Genomic DNA, 20,143 nt, shown 5'->3' on the forward strand with positions numbered 1-20,143 from the left:
GCGCATCAAAAGTTCGTTGTCCCGTATTCGCAGTCCCGGCCGCATCTGGCCTGCAGAGCGCATTATCCGTTCGCTCTCCTGCATTCCCAGCCCCGGCTACCGCCCCCCGGCCTCATCGCACATCAGCGGTTCGCCCTCCTGCATTCCCAGCCCCGGCTACCGCCGCCGGCCCGCATCGCACATCAGCGGTTCGCCATCCAGCGATCGCAGCCTCGGCTACCGCCCCCTGGCCTGCATCGCACATCATCGGTTCGCTCTCCGGCAATCGCAGACCCGGCAAGCCCACGGCACCTTGTCTGTCCTCCCATCGTCAACCTTGCTCCATGCGACGGCGCCTCCCGCAGCTTAGCCTACGATGCCCTGATAGCGCTTACGATACTCCTGGGGAGAGATGCCCACGGTCTTCTTGAACACCTTTCCGAAGTACGAGAAATTCTCGTAGCCCAGAGAGTCGCCGATATCGCTGATCTTCTGGTTCGACTCCGTCAGCAGGATCTTGGCCTGGTTGATCTTGGCCAGGATGATGAAGTCCATGAGCGATTGGCCCGTTTCCTTCTTGAAGAGGCGCGACAGATAAGCGGAGTTCAAATAGACATGCGCCGCGAGATCCTCCCGGTTGACGTCCCGGATATGCTGCCCGATGTACTTCTTCACCTTCTCGATATTGGCGCGATGGTCTCCCTCATGCTGGCTGAAATACTCCATCCCGGCCGTGAGCAGCCGCTCTGCCCAGCTCTTCAGGCGGGGCAGCGACCGCGTCGCGGAGCCTTCCCCGCTCAGCAGCTTGCTGCCGACCACTTCCTTGGCGGGCCAACCCTTCCGATGGGAGACATGGTAAACCATGTGAAGAAGCAGGTAGTACACGGCCTCCAACGATTCGTTCGTGACCGGATGCCCCGCCAGCTCCTTGAATGCCGCGTTCAGCCGTTCCATGAGCTCCGCCTTCTTGCCTGACTCGAACAGTACGGTCCATTCCGCCCAGTCGATGTTCGCCGGTTCCTTCGCCTGCTTGGAGCTGCCTCGCTCGAAGCCGTGGTCGCGCAGCAGCAGGACCGCTTCCGTCTCCGCCACGTTGCTCTGTTCCATCTCGAGCAAAGCATGATAGGTACCCGTCAAACCGCCGATGGTCGAAGGCTCGCCTACGTAACAGGACAAGCGGCAGTAGAAATACGAGGAGGACGCCTTCATGTAGGTCCTGCAGACAGCCGTCAGCTCTTGCGGATCCATGCCATGCTCATCCTCGTAAAGCAGCACGAACAGAATGCCGCTCGCATCCCGAATAATGCAGCCGCCGCGGGATTCCAAGAACATTTCCTCGGCGCTCTTGAGCAGCGCGTATTCCAGAATCTCCTCGTCCCGCTTGCTGAATGCCTCGCGGAACTCCTCCACGCTGAGCAGAATCGGTCTCACCCGCGTATCGGCCTCGATCGGCAAGCCGTACGCTTCGATCGCCTGCCCGAGCCGTTCTTCGGTCATCATGACGCGCGCGCCCAGCACGTCCTGCCAGAACTTCTCCCATAAGAGCGGCTTCTGCGTCTCCCAGAGCTGGGCGTATTTCTCGTAGCGCTCCGAATACTGCCGCTTGTCCCGTTCCTGCTGCAGCTTCTCGCATGCCCGCGAGACAACATCGGCGATCTGCTTGTGCTTGACCGGCTTCAGCAAATAATCGAAGCTGCCGAGCTGGAGCGCTTGCTGCGCATAAGCGAAATTCGCATGCCCGGTGAAGAAAATCGTCAGCGTATTCGGCTTGTGCTCGTTCACCCACTCCAGCAGCTCGAGTCCGTTGCTGCCGGGCATCTCGATATCGCACACGATGATATCGATCTCGTTCGCGAGCAGCTTCTCCTTCGCGGATCCGACGCCGTAGGCGCTGAATAGCCCGGTCACGCCGATCGACGCCCAATCGATACAGCTCAGAATGGCTTCAACGGCATATTTCTCATCATCGACCACGAGCAAGTTATACATCGCTGTCTCCCCCTTCATTATCCCGCTCCACGGGCAGCCGGATGCTGACGATCGTGCCGTCCGGCTCCCTGCCCGAGAACCGGATCTCCGCCCGGTTTCCGTAAATCATGCCGAGCCGGCGCCGGACGTTCCAGATGCCGAGTCCGCCTGCTCCCTGCCCCGCGCCTTCCGACTCGTTGCCTCGCTGCAGCTGCTGCAGCTTATCCGCCGTCAGCCCGCAGCCGTTATCGGCAATGATGATCTCGCAGGAGCCGCTGTCTTCATGAAGCTCCTGCACCGTGATCGAGATGACGTACGGCCGCTCCCCTTCCGGCATGCCGTGTATGACCGCGTTCTCGATGAACGGCTGAATGGTCAAGGGCGGCAGCGGGCAGCCGGCGAACCGCTCCGGCAGATCGACCTCGAACGCCAGCTTGTCCGGGAAGCGCAGCTTCTGAATCTCCAAGTAATTCGAGATATGGTCGATTTCCTCCGACAGCGTGATGAATTCGCGGTGCGCCCGCGTAATGAAGCGGAAGTAATCGGCGAGATGCTCGGTCATTTGCTCGACCAGCTCGTTCTTGCGCAGCGAGGACAGGCTGTAAATGATGTTCAGCGAATTCAAGTAAAAATGCGGGTTGATCTGCGCCTGCAGATGCTTGAATTCGGCCTCCTGCTTCTTCAGCAGGCCTTCGTAGACGTCGATCTTGAGCTTGCTGATCTGACCGGCCATGCCGTTGAACGTGTCGATCAGGAACGCGAACTCGAACGAGGATCCCTCTTTCAACCGAACGCTGAGGTCGCCGTGCATGATTCGCCTCATCCCGGACATGAGCGCCTGCATGGGCTGCAGCAGCGTCCGCTTCAAGAAGAACGAGTAGAACAGGATGACGACGAGCCCGATGACCGGAATTAAATAGATCGCCCATTGGAAATAGAACAGCTGCTTCAGCAGATTGTTCTCGGGCACGATCGCGATCATATGGATCGGCGCTTGGGAGAAAGCGGCGTTGACGGCCAGGTAGCCGAGACCGTTCGACCGGTTGAATTTGCTGTACGCCTCGTTGTCCGGCTTCTTCAGGCTGTTCTCGATCTTCTCGACGTCGCCGGCGGTCAGCGAAGTCGCCGTGAGCGGCCTGCCGTCATTCGAGACGAGCAGTTCCTCCAGTCCCGAGTTCGAGGAAGCGACGTTTAATTCATCGATCATCTGCTCCGCCTTGATCAAGACCCCGACATATACGGTGGCAGCGGCATCGGCAACCTGCTCCAGGCGAACGAGATAGTACGCATTGTCCGCCTGGATGATGTCCCAATCATGGATGACGCGCCTCTTCTTATCCGCCAAATACCGGTCCAGCACGAGATGGTACCGCTCGGTTTCCCAATACGTTCGCTGGCTCGTCAGCAGCCTGCCCGGCACGTCCAAATAGACGAAGAACGTGTCTACTTCCTTATAGACGGCCTGGTCCTTATCGAACGAAGTAAGCAGCGCCTGCTTGGCAAAGAAGTAATCGCCGCTTTCCTCCGGATACGATGAGAGCGTTAACAAATTAGGGTAGGACGGATTGGTGCTCACCTGCCTGAGCAGGTAATTGACCGTCTGGCCCAGCGCGATATCCTTCTTCGCGGCCTGGGTCGAGATCAGATTGTTGTTGGACTGGGACACCTGCTCCCGCACGACATTCATCGCATAATAATTGTTGTAGAATAAAAATAAAATCAAGGGCACGGTCACGATAACGAATCCGATAATGAATTTATAACGCAGCGTACGCTTTTTTCGGACCATGACGATCAACCCGCACCTCCGTAATTCTCACGATTCTTACAGAAATTAGTATAAACCTAGAGTAGCATCCCGGCATAAAAAAAAACAGCCCGTTTCCATTGGAAACGGGCCGTTCGGCGTTCGCGCCCGGCTCTGCGGCCGGGTAAACCGCGTGACTGCGGGTAGTTAAATTCACAGCGTTTGCGAGGCTTCCGATCTCCGATCGCCAGCACGGCAGCCTACCGAGCTTCAGGATCCATCCGGTCGTATACGTCCTGATCGATAACGACCTTCGCGTCCGCCACGGCCTTGGCAACCATCGCGTCGTAGGCTTCGTCGGCCAGCTGCGCCGCGATGCCTTCCTTGACGTCTTCGAACGCATAGGCTTTGCTTTGCTCGCGCGCCGTCACCACCGCGAGGACGTAGGCGCCGTTCTCCTTGAAGACCCCGGTATGCTGGCCCGGCTGGAGGTTCTGGACGCGCGATAGGAGCAAAGGCGTCTCGAGCGAGGCCGCCCTCGCCGTCTCGGCGTCCAGCATAACCGTTTTGACCGCGGCAGCGCCTTCGAACGCTTTTGCCGCGGCGGATGCAGACATGCCCGCGTCCAGCTGCTCCGCGATCTTCTTCGCCGCGGCCTCCGCTTCGGAATCGGCGAAGGAAGCGCCGTCTCCATAGGCCACGGAGATGGTGTCCGCGCGAACCGAATCGCGGCTCGTGAATTGATCCGCGGCTTGCTCGTCGTAGAAGGCGCGAAGCTGGGCGTCCGTCCACGTCATGCTACCTTCCAGCTTCTTCTTCAACTCGCCGATCAGATTGGAATTCAGCAGGCTGTAATAGGCCGATTCGGTGTACTGCTTCGGCCCGTACACGCCCGGCTGATCGTCCCCGCCATGCGCTCTGCGTTCGTTCTCCGCCTTGAGCTCCTTCAGGAACGAGGTATACGTAATAACCGCCGTCAAGCCTTCGCGCTTGGCCATCGCCTGCTGCAGCTTCAGCCGCACGACCTGCGCCAGCGCATCCTTCTTCAGCTTCTCGGCCGGCACCTCGCCGTCGAACGATGCCGTCCAGAAGCCCGGCCCGGAATCGGCGTCGTACTTCGCTTTGAAATACGCCGCCGTCTTCGCCTTCTGCGCCGTAACGGCCTGTTGAAGCTCCTCCGCCGCGATCGGCTCGCCATTGACGATTGCGGCGGCGTGAAGCTTGGCACCGCCTCCCCGCTGCTGCAGGATAGTCAAGACCGCGATAGCGGCCAGCAGCAGCGCCGCGGCTGCAATCGTCATCGCTTGAAGCCGCTTCTTATGGAAGAATGCGGGCACAGGCCCGTTAATCGGGCGCGCCGGCGTTTTCAGAACTGCGTTTCTCATCGTCGCAAGTCTCCCTTCGCGTGCACGGCTTCAAGCCGGCTATGACGATCGCTTCTCATAGCAGATCAGTGCGGAAACAGCGTTTTGGAAGCCAGCGGATGCATCGTGCCTTTACCGTCCCAGACGAAGGCGCGGATGCTCGCGCCGTTCGTATTCGCAGGCAGCACGATCGTCGCCGTCAGCGTCTGGTTCGTAAAGGTCTTCACGTTGGCGTTCTCGGTCGTGGACGCCAGCAGGCCGTTCGCATTATATACGCCCACGATGAGCGTGACGCTTTGGTCGGCGTCCGTAGAATTGACGATCGTCGTCGACACCTTCACGATGCCGCTCGGCTGGAGCGTCGTGATCGCGTTTCCGCTGCCGTCTTTGAAGACCGGCGTCGATACGGTCAATCCGTTTCCGACGATGATCGTCGCGTCATCGGAGGTAAGGTCATGACCGTTCACGGTGACGACCGCATGCACGTGCGCCGTGCCCGCGGCAACCGCGGTTATCGTGCCGTCCGCCGAGACGGATGCAACCGATGGCGCGTCGCTGCTGTAAGCAATGGCGACATTTTCCGCTTTCAGGTCAAGCGTCTTGCCTGCATCGTCCGCTCCGATAACGGACAGGGACGTGGTATCGCCCGTCTTCAGCTGCGGTTTACCCGGTACTGCCGTCACCTTCGTGATGCTGTCCGGACCGAAGTCGGCCAAATACTCGAATTTCACGGCATCCGCTACCACTTTGTCATTGGCCAGATCGCTGAGCGTCACGGAACCGCCCGTGCCCGCCGCGAACTTGTGGTTGCCGAGCAGCAGCCACTGCCCTTGCGGGGACGTGTATTCATTGACGGCATACGATTTGGCGCCGCCGTCGAACTGAACGCGGAACGCGGCATTCGTCGCGCGGCTCTCGTTGGATACCCGCGGCGGCAGCCAATAATACACGGCGTAATAGCCGGCCGTCGGCAAATTCGGCGTCCACGCGACCGACTTCGCGCCGCTTCCCTTCGCCGCGTAGATGAATCCGCTGCCGTAGCCGCCCGTGCCGGCTGCCCATGCACCGGTCTTCGCGGCGTCCGCATCGTCTACGATGACGGAAGCGCTCGTCGTGCGGACGGCCAGCGTGCTGCTGGGCGCCGATTCATTGCCCGAGAAGTCCCGCGCGATGACGTAGAACGAATAGTCCGTGTCGGCGGTCAGTCCGGTCAGCGTCACGGTATTGCTCATGATCACCGAGGCCAGCTTCTCGTCCGTGCCGGCATCATAGATGTCGCCATCCAGCGGCACGCCGCCCTCGGCGGCCGTCCAAGCCAGCTTCACCGTCGTGTCCGTCCGGTCCTTCGCCTGCAGACCCGTCGGCGCGCCCGGCGCCGCCGTGTCGTTCTTCGTGCTGGCCGGATCCTCGAACAGGCCGATATCCGGCGAACCCGTATAGAGCGGGTTGCCGAAGAAGTCCTTGCCGCCGTTATCGGCGACGATCCGCCCTTCCCCGATCAGCGGAGAATCGGCGCGCAGCTTGAAGCCGGCCACCTTGTCGATGCCGTCCCCGCCCGTCGGGTCGACGAACTTCGGATCGACGGTCAGATTGCGAATGCCTTGGCTCGGCGGCGTCGAGCCGTAGAAATCGTTGTTGTAGAAGGCCGGTCCCTGCGGATACGGCGGGTTGCCCTGCGACGTGTAGAAAATATTGTTGATGAACGTGGATTTCGGGCTGTTCGACATGACGATGCCGTCGCCGTTGTCGTTATAGAACACGTTGTTGTAGAACAACCCTTTGTCGTTGGACGATATCGTCTGGCCGGATGCTTTATGATGCTGATCGTTGCGGCTGAGGTTGTAGCGGTAATAGTTCGTGCCGTCCTGCAGCTGCCCCATGTCCATGACGAAGCCGCCGGTGTTGTCGTGCGAGTAGTTGAACTCGTACAGATGGTCGCCTTTGGCCAGAATATCGGTATCGAAGGCGGCCGAGTCGGCCGACGCGGAGTTCAAATAATGAACGCGCGCCACTTCGTTGTGGCGGAAAATCGCGCCGTTCGTCTTCCACACCCAGATGCCGGCAATCCATTTGAAATCGTAGGAGTTGATGGCGACGTCGTACACGGCGTTGTTCTCGATGAGCGGATGGTCCGCCACGCCGATGACGATGCCGTCGGAACCCGTCTTGTTGATCGTGTTGTTCCGAACGACGACGTTCTGATGGTACTTGGTCAGATCGTTCGTGTAGCCGTCCATATTGATGCCGATCGTCTGCACGTCATGAATGTTGTTGTCCTCGATCAACAGGTCCTTGAAGTACCCGTGCTTGTCGGCCGCCACGTTCGGCAGCCACTCCCACGCGTTGACCATGATCGCCGCGTTGTGGTTCTTGTTGACGGAGTCCCCGTCCGTATCGATGACCGAGTCTTCCCCGCTGACCGAGATGCCCGCGACGTCGTGAATGTCGAGATCCTTCAGCTGAATGCCGCTCATCACGCCTTCGTGGTGCGCGATGACCCATACGCCGGAGCGTCGATGGAATTCGGTCTTGTAATCGTTGGGATTCGCGGCGTTGAAATTCGTGATCTCGATATCCTGGAGCGTGACGTACTGCTCGTTCTCGATCCGCACGCCGTAGCTGCCGCCGCCGCCGTTAATGATCGGTTTGACGTCGCCGCCGTAGGAGCCGATCGTGATCTGGCCGTCGGCGCTGCCCGAGAACGTAATATCCAAGGATTGATTCCACACGCTGCCCGATTTCAACAGCACCTGATCGCCCGGATGCAGCTGCCCTGCGCCGCCTACCGTACTGACATGGCCCAGCGTCCGCCACGGCTGACCCGTGCTTGTTCCGCTGTTCGCATCGTTGCCGGATACGGAATCCACGTAATAGGTCGCACCCGTCGCTTCGGCCGCGGCCGTGCCGGCTGCCAAACTCCCCGCATCGGCCAATTGCAGCGTTAATGCGCTTAAGGCGGCCAATAGGCCTGCCTTCCATCGCTTGCTTGCTTTCATCTCCCTTATCCTCCTTCAGCCATCTTGGCATCGTACATCTTCACTACTATCGCCGACGCTTCCGCGCGGGTCGTCGCTTCGTTCGGCGCGAAGAGATTGCTGCTCCGTCCGCCCATCAGCTTCCGCCCAGCGGCCAGCGATACGTATGGCCGTGCCCACGGAGCGATCGTCTTCGTATCGGCAAAAGCAAGCTTCGCCGCATTATCCGGCTGCCACCGAAGACCCCTGACGCTCATGGCCGACAGCTCGGCGCGCGTAATCGGCTTGCCTGCGCGGAACGTGCCGTCGTCATAGCCGGTAATCCATCCCTCGAGCGCCGCGACGAACACCTCGCTCTTCCCCCAGGCGGGCAAGCTTGCCGCATCCTTGAACACGGCGGATTTACTGACCTCCGGCGACGGATTAAGCGCCCTCACCAGCATGACGGCGAATTCCGCCCGCGTAACCGGCTGGTCCGGCAGGAAACGGTCATCCGCGTAGCCCTGCACGATCCCGAGCGCCACGGCCCGCTTGATCGCGCTCTCCGCCCAATGGCCGGTTATATCGCGAAGCGCATGCCCGTTCGCGATTACCGTCTTCACCTTGCTTGCGCCCGGATACGTCTTGGATTCGAGCCGGGCATTCACGAGCTTTGATTCCATAAGCGATATCTCGGCCGCCCCGTTCGCCAGCGCCGTAAAGGTCAGCGTCGCCAGCGCGACGGTGCCGCTGTCGCCCGAACGATCGCCGATCTTCGTATGCGCGAACGTCACGCTATCGTTCTTCACGATCGGCTGCACGCTGAAGCCGTCCACCAGACTGACGGCGTTCTTCAGCTTCAGCCGCTTGGCGTCGAACCGGACCGAGGCTTCGTAAGCATAGACATCGGCAAGCGAGCTGCCGGTTATCGTGACCTTCACTTCCGAGCCGACGGCAGCATCCTTCTTGTCGATGGATAAGACGACGGAAGGCAGGGCCCCGGCAAATGCGAGCGATGGCAATCCGATGATGAGCAGCATGCTGAGCAGCAGCAGCGTGAATGCTTTTCTAACCATGGCGCAGCCCTCTTTCCTCTAACTCCCGCGCTGCTTGCCGGATCAGGACACGAGGCGTCCCGCTCCCGGCAAGTTAACTGCGGCTAGATGGTATAACTCGCGATGCGTGTCGTTCAACTATTCGTTCTGCATTCCGTAGTTCGTTCTGCTATTCGTTCAGCCAGTCGTCAAGGATCATTTGCGCGATGGCGGCCAGCGAACGAAGCGTGATTTCGCCTTCGTCGAACAGATCGGCTTTCTCGATCGCCGACCAGTTCGGATCGGAGGAAGTCATGCCGAAATATTTCGCGAGGATCGAGAGATCCCGAATCGTGATGCGCGTTTCGCCCGGTACGAGCGTTACCAGCTGGCCTTTGAACGTTCCGACGGCCGACTGGAGCGCCGTAACGGCCTGATCGACGGCGGCCTGCGCGGCGCCCGCATTGTTAAGCACGGCATTTGCTTGGCTGATGGCCGCTTGAAGCGCCGACTTGGCGGCTTGCGGATATTGGCCGACCTTGCTGCCTTCGACTGCCGCGTCATAGGTGGATTGCGCCGCTGCGATGGCATTCGCAAGGGCTGTTTTGTCCGCATCGACCACCGGAACGTTGACGCTGCCTTGGAACGTATCGACGGCGGCTTGAAGCGCGGCTGCCGCATCGGCGATCTCTTCCCGGGTTGCGGATGCGTTGTCGGCGACCGCTTGCGCGGCGTCGATCGCAGCTTGAAGCGCGGCTTTGGCACCGGCAGGATATTGACCCGTCGCGCTGCCTTCCACGGCTTCGTCATGCGTCTGCTGCGCATCGGCGATGGCTGCCGCCAATGCGGAATGATCGGCTGCCGTCAGTCGAATCGTGGCGGAGCTGTCCGCTGCCGTGATCAGATCCGTTTCGCTCGACAGCTGGAATTCCCGCATGGAGACCGTCGTATCGCCCGCCGCAGCGCCGGCTTTGGCCGTCGCGTGCAAGGTGAACAGGCGCCCCTGCGCGGCGAAATTCGGAACCGTGCTGCCGAGCAGCACCATAATCTCGCCTTGCGCCGGTTTGATTGCGGCATCGAGCACGTTCAAGCCCGATACGGCGGACGTAACGACGCCGGATGCCAGCCGCGACGGATGCTCGGAATCGACCGCGAAGTCCAGCGTATCTTTGTCATAATGGATAACGGCCTGCATCACGTTGTATGACGCGTCGCCGCCTCCGAGGAAGCCGGCTTCCAGCCCGATGGCGCCGCCCGCCGGTGCGCTGGCCGGTCCGCTGAGCGTGCCTCGCGGTTCGCCGTTGTTCTCCGAGCCCGGTTCGCCCGGCGTGAAGTCGAACGTCGCGCTCGTCGCGCGAGCGATATCGTCTCCGCCGACGGATACGGTATAGAGACCGCTCGCATAGGCGCTGCCCGTAATCGGGAAGGTAAAGGAATAATGGCCTTGACTGTCGCTTGGCGCTTGATCGATGTACGTGATCGCGCCGTTCGGGTCGGTCACGAGCAAGGTAACGTCCTTGCTGGAACCGTCGGCCCGTTGACCGGCGACCGTAATCCGATTCGTGTTCTCGTCGACGATGACGTCGGCGGTTATGTCCTGCACGGGAGCCGAACCGGCTTCCAGATCCGCCTTGCCCCACTGTCCTCTGTTCTTCTTCAACGTCTCGCCGGTCGTCGTCCAGCCCCATTGGCCGCGGCCACTGGAGCTGCCGTCGTTCAGCACGGCGTTCAGCAGTATCCGCTTGTTGTCCCACGGATTCGTAATGCCGAGCTCGCTGAGCGGAATGGCCGCTTCCAGCGTATAGCTCTTGCCGTCCGCGGATTTCATGCCCGCGAGCGGGATCGTCGGGAACGAGAAGTTCGAATTGCGGTACACGTACGATTGCGGGCCGTTGCTGATGCTACCGCTGATGACGACCTGCACGTCGCTGGCCAGCATCGTATTCTTCTTGTCCGGGAACTGGCTGTAGTCGGTATCCTCCGTGCCGAAGAACAGCTCCAGATTATCTCCGCCCCACAGGTTCGTGCCCGTGTTCTCGTTGATCATCGGCGTCGGGTCCGCGATGACCGCGCCCACGTACAGATTGTCGGCGTCGTAGCTGAAGTACACCTTCGCGCCGTGATCGTCGCCGTTCGTATCCGTGATTCCGGTCAGCGTAATGGCGTTCGCGCCCTGCCATCCGCCTGTCGGCTTGCCGTTGTCGTCCAGCTCGACGGCGCCGTTAATGCTGATTGCCCCGGCCGCCTGCTTGATCGTCGTCTGCCCCGGCGTCTCGACCGGACCCGTGTCGTCCGCCGGATCCCCGTAGCCGATCGCCACGCGGGTCATCTTCGGATGCTTCATGCCGTACAGCTCGCCCGACGTAAAGGCCGGCAGGCGGACTTGCACGAAGCGCGTTCCCGCCGGCAGGCTGCCGACATCGACCGACGTCGGTACCCAGTTGCTGTCATAAGGGACGGCCGGTTTATGATAGGAACTGCTTTGCGTCGCGTTCGTGTAGGTCGCGCCGTCCGGAGACGCCCACACCTCGAAATATTTCGACGGAAGGAAGTTGAAATAGCCCTCCGCATAGACGCTCTTGGCTTCTTTGCCCGCAGGAACTTCGTACGTCAGCCCTTTGTCCTCCAGCGTCGCGTCGAGGCGCTCCACGTTCGTCAGGTTGCTGAAGGTTTGCACGTCCCAGTCGACGTTCGCGACGGCATGCAGATTGCTCGTGACCGCGCCCGCGGCCAGCTTGTCGAAGGACGCCAAGGTATCCACGATGTAATCGTTCGACGCCGCGGAGGACGCCATGCTGGTGAGCGTTACGTTATCCAACGAAAAATTGCCGAACTCCGAGTTGTTGAAGAAACCCGCCTGCGGCAGCCGGATATGTAAATACTTCGTCCCCGCCGGTACGGGTCCGGATACATACGAAGCTTTCAGCTGATCGCGGCTTGTCAGCAGGTCCGGCTTCTGCTTCCGTACCATCATGACTTCGTCTCCGTCCGTGAACGTACCGGAGCCGCTGTCGTACTCGGCCTCGAACACCTTAAGATCATCCGCAGCCGTGTACTTGAGCGACCATTTGAAAGCGTTCACATCAATCGCCACGCCTTTGAAGCTCGTGCTGCCGGCGTAATAATACAGATCTCCCGGCCCCGTGACGCCTCCGCTTGCCGCGTTCACGCCTGATTTCATAAATACGTTGTCCAGCGTATCCAAGGTGTCTTTGAATTTGCCCGTCCCGTCGAACGCAACGGAGCTTCCCGTTATGTCCCCGGCTGCCGCGCTTGCCTCGCCCGCCGCAATCAGCCCGTTCGCGCTGCCCAGCAGCAGGCTCATCAGGCTCAGCGTTTTCAGCCATTTGAACTTCCCGCCCATTCCTTCATCTCCTTTTTCGCCGTATGCAAGACTTGCCATGCCTTATAAGGGTACATTTCGTATCGAAGCGTTGACTAGGAACGAATGTGCCGTAGTTAGCGTTTTTATGACTTCCTGGAAAATTGCGCGCTGACAAATCCTTCGTCGCCCCACGGGAAAATGATTCTTTTCGCCCTTGTTGGCCGCTAAGAAGGGAATTAGGTAACAATTTGTAGCTATCCGGTGTTTATAATGTCGAATTGCATTCTGCGAGGAGGCCGAGGGTTTAGGGTACGTAGCAAAAAACCGCCCCTTGGGAGGGCGGCGCTTTCCGCGATTATGAAGTTATGGCCGGTGCTTGGTTTCTAGCGCTCGAGAGATTTTTTATTGAAATCCTTAATGAGCTGCTCGGATTTCATCGTGGCTTCCGCTCGGTTTGCCGCAGGCGCCGTAATCATGAAGCCGCCCGATTCCGACCATGGACGCGCATCATCGTTCGCAATCAATTTTACCGTGAACGCATTGAAATCGTCATTGATATAGATGGAGCCGTACATAAAGAGTTCCGGTACTTTTCGGCCTTCGGCGTTCGTCGTTTGGAATGACGCAAACAGCGAGGTGAAATTTTCGCCGCCATAGTACAGCTCTAGTTCAGCGACATCCTTCGGTAGTCGCGGAAGCTGCTTCCCTTCGAAAACGACCTTGCCCTGAAACGACTTTTTCCCGTTGATATGATGTTGCAGCTTCCCGTCAAGATGCATGCGGATCGGCTCGATGATGCCTTCCCTGCCGAGTTGATAATAGACGCCGTCGATCGTCTTCGCGTACCGTTTGGGCGTCAGATACCAGATGGAGAAGATGCTTATGGCAAGCAGCAGCACGACGATGATCTTGACCTTCATTGCATCCCTCCGTACGACCAATCCACTATATTAATCCACTATATTCCGAATGGCTGTTTTTCTATTCCCCATAGGAAAGGCATATCCGTTCGGCTGCCCTCTTCCATGTCCGTATGAAGGAGCGTTCACCTTAGCGCAACGCAGCGTCGGTAATCGGCACAACGATAGAAAACTGTTTCAAGATGACCTCCTTATACGCCTCCTTCTCCGTCTCCGGAAAGTCCATGAGCACAGGCGTAATGGTCACCGTTTTCGTACCCGAAGCTACCGGTTCGGCCAGCAGGCGGATATCTTCCAGATAGGTTTGTTCGGCCAACGGCAAGGTTCGATCATCAATGCGGTGGGAGGTGACTTCGGTTACAAAAGACAACACCTCGCCGTGATCGGTTTGAACGCTATATTTCATTCTATACCGACCGCTCTCCATATACCGATCGACCAGCTGCTGCGGCAGTTCCCATTTCAGCCTCCACTCCGACGCAAGCGGAGAATTACGGGAACCTGTTGCTCTGAATAGGGCGCCGCCTTCCGTAACGGAATTGTCCGCGCCATATAAACGGGAAGAAACAGACCCCGTCTTGCGGACGTCGAGCTGGAAGCTCCAGTCGCCCGGCACGGTCGTTTGTCCATGATCCTCCCCGTTCATGAAAGCAAGCTGCGGTACCGTGACATGCAGCTCAAGAAGGTCCGGCATGTCTTGATCGAAGAAATAATTGACGATTCCCACGCGATCTTCGCCCCACTTCGCGCCGGAATCGGATTTCAGCATGCCCGGGTCGAGCTTCTTGATCTTCGAATCCAGCTGGAAAGCAGGCGTGATATAAAGCTTTCGGCCATCCTGCTTGCCTGCTCCGACCAACGAATAACTGAAGGACAAGCGTAATCCGTCGTATTTTGCTTCGTGAATGCGCAAGATGTATCCGTTGCTCTCTCGTTCAGCTAGAATCGGCAGCTCGGAAGCGGCAGACTGGGCACCGCTTCCGTCACCGGAGAGTCCTTTGTCTCCCTTCCAGGTGAAGATGGAATGGATAATGGGTTTGAACGCGTCCGCGAAGCTGCTGCTTCCCGCAGCGAATAACAGGCTACCGGCGATCGCGCAGATTGTCATGCACGCGACTATAGTACGTTTACGGCGCCCGGAAAAGGCACGCGATTTGACGGATGTGACCGGAATAACAGACGGATCGGATGATTCGGATTCGTCCGTCATTTTATTCGGGAGTCCCTCCAAGACGGCATCGATTCGCGCTTTGACTGCGTGCGGAACGCCGCTCTGCGGGCGTAGCCGATTCCTTATCTGATCATCGATAGCAGAATGAATCCGATTCATTTCAATCCCTCCAGCGCTTCCGTTTCTTTGAGCAATGAGGCAAGCTTCGCCCGTGCGCGATACAGCCTGGATTTAACCGTGTTTTCGGACAGGTCGAGCAGCTGCGCAATGTCTTTAATCGATAGATCATCGAGATAATAGAGGACGACAACTTCCCTATGGTCCAGGTCCAGCCCGGCCAATAGGTCCTCCATTTCCATCCGCTCGGAGGGGCTGGCGTCAATGACCCCCTGCGCATGGCTAATGGATAGGGGAATATACTTATTGTTTTGCCTGATCGTTTGTCGGCATTCGTTAATGAGAATCCGGATGAGCCACGTACGAAAATAAGCGGGGTCCCGCAGCTTGCCGATTCCGTTGTACGATTTCAGAATGGTCTCTTGAATCGCATCGGCGATATCGGCATCATTCTTCAATAATCCTTTGCCGATTGCATACATCATCTGTTCGCTCTCGCGAATCAGCGAGATAAACGCGTCTTTCGATCCGGCAATCGCCAAGTTGACGGCTTGTACGTTCAATCGCTCTGCTCCTTCACCCTGTTCTATGCTTACGTTAATTAGATGTGATAAGGGGGGCAGCTGGTTGCATGAGTAAAAAATAAAAATAGAACCGGTCGAACTTACAGGAACGCCAACCTGTTATATGTCAGATTAATTTATATAGGGCGCATAATCCTTTTGGTAAGGTAGCATGGTCTCTTCGTATGTGGGGATATTCAGCAGCTCCACGCGTTCAATATGAAGACGCAAGAATTCCTTTGCAATGATTTTCACGCTTTTCTGAATCTCGATGATATCCCAAGCGACGGATAACTTTGACCAGCCCGCGATGAAACCATGCAGCCGGCTACCTACTTCCCGTACTTGCCATGATCCCTTGCCTTGACATACGCGTCATCACCCGTTCCGACCGCGATAGAGTCCGAAGTTTTCACCCCGTTGATTCTATAAAGCTTGGTGCCTTCCGGATATCGATTAGAGAAACCATTGGAATAGATTCCTTCAAAATCGGAATACTTATTGACCTCGCCGATCTGTTCCCCGATGTCTTCGGGATTCACTTCTTCATGAAGAATTTCATAAATATCGTCATTGAAGATGACAAAGTAATAAGCCCAGTCCGCGCTGGAGCTGGATGCATCTTTCCCTTGCGAACCGCATCCGGATATGAAGCCAATGGCCAGCACGATTAATAGAAGTAAGCTGCCTTTCATGAATGAACCCCTCATTCCATTGTAAAGCGGGAATGCCTTCCTATCCCGCCCATTACGTCAGTCGTCGTGATTCGCCCTCCGGCCTCTAGCAGATCGAGTCCTCACTCATCCCCATCGTCCCGTCCTGATCATTTACATGGTTCGTTCCGTATTCGCAATTGTTCTTTCTTTCTCACTTCACTTCGTATTCATGATTCCAATGTTCTACCGAAGTGATCGTTATGGCACCAAAAAGATCATAGTGGCTATTTTTCTCATGATATTCCTCCACGATGTGCCTAGCTTGCTCTTCGGAAATAGGAGCACGTTCAGCTTTGGGCTCGCGCTGTCTTCTTCCGCCTCCCAAATTAAGACGAAATTGGATGCCTATTGTTGCATTCATTGCGATCCGCCCTTACCTGCGCGCATGAAAAAGGCACAGCCTCCTGTATCTTTAGGAGCGGCTGTGCCTTTTAACGTTTATTCAATTAACTCAGGCTTCACGTTCAACACGGACGTCATCAATCCCGGAAATAATAGCTCGAGATCGTCTGTCCGCAACGAATAGAAATGCTGCGTCCCCTCGATTCTTACCTTGGCCACACCTGCCTCCCGGAGGACTTTTAAATGATGGGTGAGCGTCGACTTCGGCATCAAGTCATGATAGATCGTGCAGCTCTCTTCCGCTTCGTCCTTGAGGCTCAATACGATCTGAAGGCGCCGCGGATCGCTCAAGGCATGCAGAACGGAGGATAATCGAATTTCGCTTGTTTGTGGTTGATATTGTTTTCTCATAGGTCAAGAATAGCATATTCGCATGCATTATTCAATTTACTAATGTACCAATAGTTTAGTACTTTAAAATAATGGTTGACTTTCCCTCCCTTTATGCTATTATCCTATTGTACTAAAAAAGTCGAACAATAAACTTCAGTCCTCATAAGCGTAGGCTTACCCACCTGTAGAAGGAGTGTGAATATGCGTATGGATCAACCCGAATGCTTACCCGCTTCATCGCAAGATCAAGTCCCGAGTATCCCAAAAAACAAATTTGAGGAGAGATCCCTATGACTAACGCTAAATTCAACGCATGGATCGTTTACATTCTTGCCTTCGGCGTATTCGGAATCATCAATACGGAAATGGGCGTCATCGGCATTATGCCCCAGATCGCTCAGAAATTCGGCATAAGCGCTTCCCAAGCGGGTCTGCTGGTCAGCCTGTTCGCGTTGGCCGTCGCGATTGCCGGCCCCGTCATGCCGATGCTTTTGTCGGGTATCAATCGCAAGCGGTTGATGCTCCTCGTTATCGGACTTTTCGTAATATCCAATATCGTCTCCGTATATGCGCCCAACTTTGCCATCCTTCTCGTCGCTCGGATCGTCCCCGCCTTCCTGCACCCGGTTTTCTTCTCCGTGGCATTCGTAGCGGCCGCTAATACCGTCAGCAAGGAAAAAATCGCGCACGTGACTGCCAAGGTGTTCATGGGCGTTACCGCCGGCATGGTCATCGGCACGCCGATCTCTTCTTTTATCGCGGACACGGTATCCCTTGAAGCTTCGCTTTGGTTCTTCGCCATCGTTAATGCAACGACCTTCATCGCCATAAGCCTCTTCATTCCTTCCATGCCGGTTACGGAAAAACTGACCTACGGGGCTCAACTGAGCGTCCTCAAAAAACCTATCGTATGGATCAGCATCGCAACTGTCATTGCAATTAACTCGGCCATGTATGCCATGTACAGCTTCTTCGCCGAGTATCTGAACGCCGTCACGCAGATGTCGGGCAAACAAATCAGCCTCATGTTGATCCTGTTCGGCTTGACCGGCGTGATCGGCAATCTCTTGGCCGGCAAATCGCTAAGCCGCAAAGCCATCCAAACAGCGCTCGTATATCCCCTTGCGCTCGGAGCCATCTATACGCTCGTATTCCTCTTCGGAAGTTTTTCAACGCCGATGATCATCCTTATCGCGATCTGGGGGATTCTCTTCACCTTGGGGCTCAATATCTCGCAGTATTGGATTACTTCAGCTGCTCCGGATGCGCCTGAATTCGCCAACGGTTTGTTCGTCGCTTTCGCCAATCTCGGCGTCACCGTCGGTACGTTCATTGGAGGCTTCTTCATCGCAGGGATGGGCACGCGGTACGCAGTCATCGCCGGCTTGCTGTTCCTGGCGCTTAGCCTCGCACTGATTGTACTGAGGGCTTCCATGTATCGTCCTCGACATGTGAAGGTCGGGGAGCGTACTGCAGCGTGAAGGAATCATAGAAAGCAAAGAGCAGCTGCCACGCTGGCAAGCTGCTCTTTTAATTTTAAAACCCGCTTAGGCCATCGTTTCCTTCACTCATTCGGCTGCCATAGTGGAAAAAAGAAGTCTGTTTTCGAACGCCGGAAATTAATGGACTTATATGAGCATCTTTGCACGCTAGAGATTCAGATCGACAGCCTTATTGTACATAGCTGGTTTTGGGAGTTCGATTTCTGCGATACGGATGGCAATAAACTTAAAGTATGCTCCATCCTGCATTCTCCTCTCGCCCCAACTCTTAATGGAACGCTATTTAATTTTCGCTTCTTTCTGCTCTAGTTCCTCCCGCCATTCCGCAATAAATCGATTATCTTGGACTAGTTTGCTCAGGATAACAATAGACTTTTGCTTATTTCCCTGTTGCCACAAAATATCGCTGTTCGTCTTCCGGTACCAAATTTGATCCGGGTACACTGAGAGGGCCTTCTCGTTCTCGATCCGTGCGACATCCAAATACCGTTGGTCCCCGTTGGCATTGTATTCTCGCAAGTACAACCTTGCTTTCCGATCGTAAATTCGGTCAGCGAAAATCGATGTAGACGCACTTTTTTCTAACAGCCGTACGGCATCGGCTTTGCGATTCTCTGCAATCGCTCTATCAGCGGACTGCTCAAACTGATTGGATACAATTAACAAGCTCGCAATGACTATGGTTCCCGCTCCAGTGATAAACGCAATCGGCTTCCATATCCGTGCTCGTCCTGCATCATTCTTGAGAATAACTGGCGCCTCAGGTGCAGCCCCGATAATGAACAGTAAGCCCAAAAAATAAGGAAACGACAAAGTGAAATCAACTAAGCTATGCACCAGCAGCATGCAACAAGCCATCATGCGTATACGCGTATTCCCACTTTCATGGTTGGCCATCTTCTTTGCCGCCAAAAAACCTCTAAGGAGCAGATTAGTAATAGCAACAGTTATAATGAGAAATCCGACAAATCCGACTTCCGTCATGATCTGCAGAGGCAGACTATGAACGTAGGCTGTAAAATAATCGGCAGTTTGATATCGGTATTGCAAATTAGCCCAGCCCCCCGCACCGAAACCGAAGATCGGTGCATCCTTAAAAAGAGACCAAGCATCGTGGTCGTAGACAAGCCGGACGAACCCTTCCCCCGTACGGGAGCCAAGCGTGCTCCAGCGGTCAGCAATACCGCGATTGCCAAGAAGCGAGGGTAGAACGAAGAGAGGCGCTGCTGCCAGTAACGTTATCCTGATGGCACGTCTTGAAAGCGTTCCGTCTGGTATGAGGCAGCCAAGTCCGAAAACAACTACGGCTGGGATTGCCATCCACGGGGACCAGTCGTATGCCACAGCCGTAGCGATTCCGAGAGCCGCGTTACCGCTTGATCGAAACCAAAATAACGGATCCGTCCGCTTACTCCAGAAGAATAGCAAGATGAACGAAGCAAGCAGCAGGACGAATACCGTTCTGGACTCGGTCAAGTAGATTCCCCCTGCGTCCAGGAAAATGGGAACCTGCATCCATTTGGCGCGGAATAGGGATGCTCCCCCTGCCTTTAAAGCAAAGCACATGATGATTCCAATCAATAAAAGAATGGCATAACCATTGGCATAATCGATGAAGCCAACCAGGCGTCCCTCAACGAATCGATGTGATGCAGTCCCAAGAAGTACGGATAACCCCGTCAGCCAGACCCAGATCGTCCAAATCTGATTTATCCTTTGTCTCGTTATTGATCGAGCAAAACTATATAAAGGGGTTAACATAGCTGCCGCAAGGAATCCATCCAGCGCTTCGCGGTGGTCATCCCCATATCCGATGCTTGCTGCATAAATAACCGATAACGCCATCAGCGCATACAACGTCGTATCGCGCGGCTGCCTACTTCTCGGCAGAAAATACATAAAGCCAAGCGAGATGCTTACAGCAGCTATCGCAAGACCATTTTCAAATATGTAACCCCGAAAAAAAGGGCCGCAGCATATAAATAAGCCAAGAATAAAGGTTTCGATCGTTAGCTTCCATGGTACCAGTCCTTTCCTCATCGATTCAT

The 20,143-nt window shown here is 56.3% G+C and carries 14 protein-coding genes; 1 reads left to right on the forward strand and 13 read right to left on the reverse strand.

The genetic code is table 11. The features are described 5' to 3' along the window. Positions 1–345: 345 nt before the first annotated feature. The 12 genes from GT003_RS14410 to GT003_RS14465 all read right to left on the reverse strand — a co-directional run bounded on the left by GT003_RS14410 (position 346) and on the right by GT003_RS14465 (position 16,611). Positions 346–1,968, reverse strand: a complete 1,623-nt coding sequence (locus GT003_RS14410) for a response regulator transcription factor (protein WP_161698856.1) — start codon at positions 1,966–1,968, stop codon at positions 346–348. Then, entirely contained in the window at positions 1,961–3,736 is a 1,776-nt protein-coding gene (locus GT003_RS14415; RefSeq protein ID WP_161698858.1) for a sensor histidine kinase, read from the reverse strand. Before GT003_RS14415 ends, GT003_RS14410 begins: the two co-directional genes overlap by 8 nt. A 218-nt stretch (positions 3,737–3,954) precedes the next feature. Then, positions 3,955–5,079 (reverse strand): peptidylprolyl isomerase, encoded by a 1,125-nt coding sequence (locus tag GT003_RS14420; RefSeq protein ID WP_161698860.1) that lies wholly within the window; start codon positions 5,077–5,079, stop codon positions 3,955–3,957. A 65-nt stretch (positions 5,080–5,144) separates the two neighbouring features. Further along, positions 5,145–8,054 carry a golvesin C-terminal-like domain-containing protein gene (locus GT003_RS14425; protein WP_161698862.1) on the reverse strand — a complete coding sequence of 970 codons (2,910 nt, stop codon included), beginning with the start codon at positions 8,052–8,054 and terminating at the stop codon, positions 5,145–5,147. A 5-nt stretch (positions 8,055–8,059) separates the two neighbouring features. Continuing rightward, a complete protein-coding gene (locus GT003_RS14430) occupies positions 8,060–9,088 on the reverse strand; it encodes an S-layer homology domain-containing protein (protein WP_161698864.1) in 1,029 nt (342 codons plus the stop codon). Positions 9,089–9,236: 148 nt separating this feature from the next. Continuing rightward, positions 9,237–12,410 (reverse strand): sugar-binding protein, encoded by a 3,174-nt coding sequence (locus GT003_RS14435; protein WP_161698866.1) that lies wholly within the window; start codon positions 12,408–12,410, stop codon positions 9,237–9,239. A gap of 344 nt (positions 12,411–12,754) precedes the next feature. Then, positions 12,755–13,291, reverse strand: coding sequence for a hypothetical protein (locus GT003_RS14440; RefSeq protein WP_161698868.1), 537 nt, complete (start codon positions 13,289–13,291; stop codon positions 12,755–12,757). Positions 13,292–13,421: 130 nt separating this feature from the next. Further along, positions 13,422–14,621: a DUF4179 domain-containing protein gene (locus GT003_RS14445; RefSeq protein WP_161698870.1), complete on the reverse strand. Its 1,200-nt coding sequence runs from the start codon at positions 14,619–14,621 to the stop codon at positions 13,422–13,424. Continuing rightward, positions 14,618–15,142, reverse strand: coding sequence for an RNA polymerase sigma factor (locus GT003_RS14450; protein ID WP_161698872.1), 525 nt, complete (start codon positions 15,140–15,142; stop codon positions 14,618–14,620). The genes GT003_RS14445 and GT003_RS14450 overlap by 4 nt, the downstream gene beginning before the upstream one ends. A gap of 332 nt (positions 15,143–15,474) precedes the next feature. Continuing rightward, positions 15,475–15,837 (reverse strand): hypothetical protein, encoded by a 363-nt coding sequence (locus GT003_RS14455; protein ID WP_161698874.1) that lies wholly within the window; start codon positions 15,835–15,837, stop codon positions 15,475–15,477. A 172-nt stretch (positions 15,838–16,009) separates the two neighbouring features. Beyond that, positions 16,010–16,219 (reverse strand): hypothetical protein, encoded by a 210-nt coding sequence (locus tag GT003_RS14460; RefSeq protein ID WP_161698876.1) that lies wholly within the window; start codon positions 16,217–16,219, stop codon positions 16,010–16,012. A 77-nt stretch (positions 16,220–16,296) separates the two neighbouring features. After that, positions 16,297–16,611, reverse strand: a complete 315-nt coding sequence (locus tag GT003_RS14465) for an ArsR/SmtB family transcription factor (protein WP_161698878.1) — start codon at positions 16,609–16,611, stop codon at positions 16,297–16,299. Between the two features lie 272 nt (positions 16,612–16,883). Here GT003_RS14465 and GT003_RS14470 point away from each other — a divergent pair, with 272 nt between their 5' ends. Further along, entirely contained in the window at positions 16,884–18,074 is a 1,191-nt protein-coding gene (locus tag GT003_RS14470; protein WP_161698880.1) for an MFS transporter, read from the forward strand. Positions 18,075–18,374: 300 nt separating this feature from the next. Here the strand turns inward: GT003_RS14470 and GT003_RS14475 are convergent, their stop codons facing one another. Beyond that, positions 18,375–20,135, reverse strand: a complete 1,761-nt coding sequence (locus GT003_RS14475) for an O-antigen ligase family protein (RefSeq protein WP_161698882.1) — start codon at positions 20,133–20,135, stop codon at positions 18,375–18,377. Between the last annotated feature and the right edge of the window lie 8 nt (positions 20,136–20,143).

It is taken from the genome of Paenibacillus sacheonensis (genome assembly GCF_009909195.1).
Taxonomy (GTDB): domain Bacteria; phylum Bacillota; class Bacilli; order Paenibacillales; family Paenibacillaceae; genus Paenibacillus_Z; species Paenibacillus_Z sacheonensis.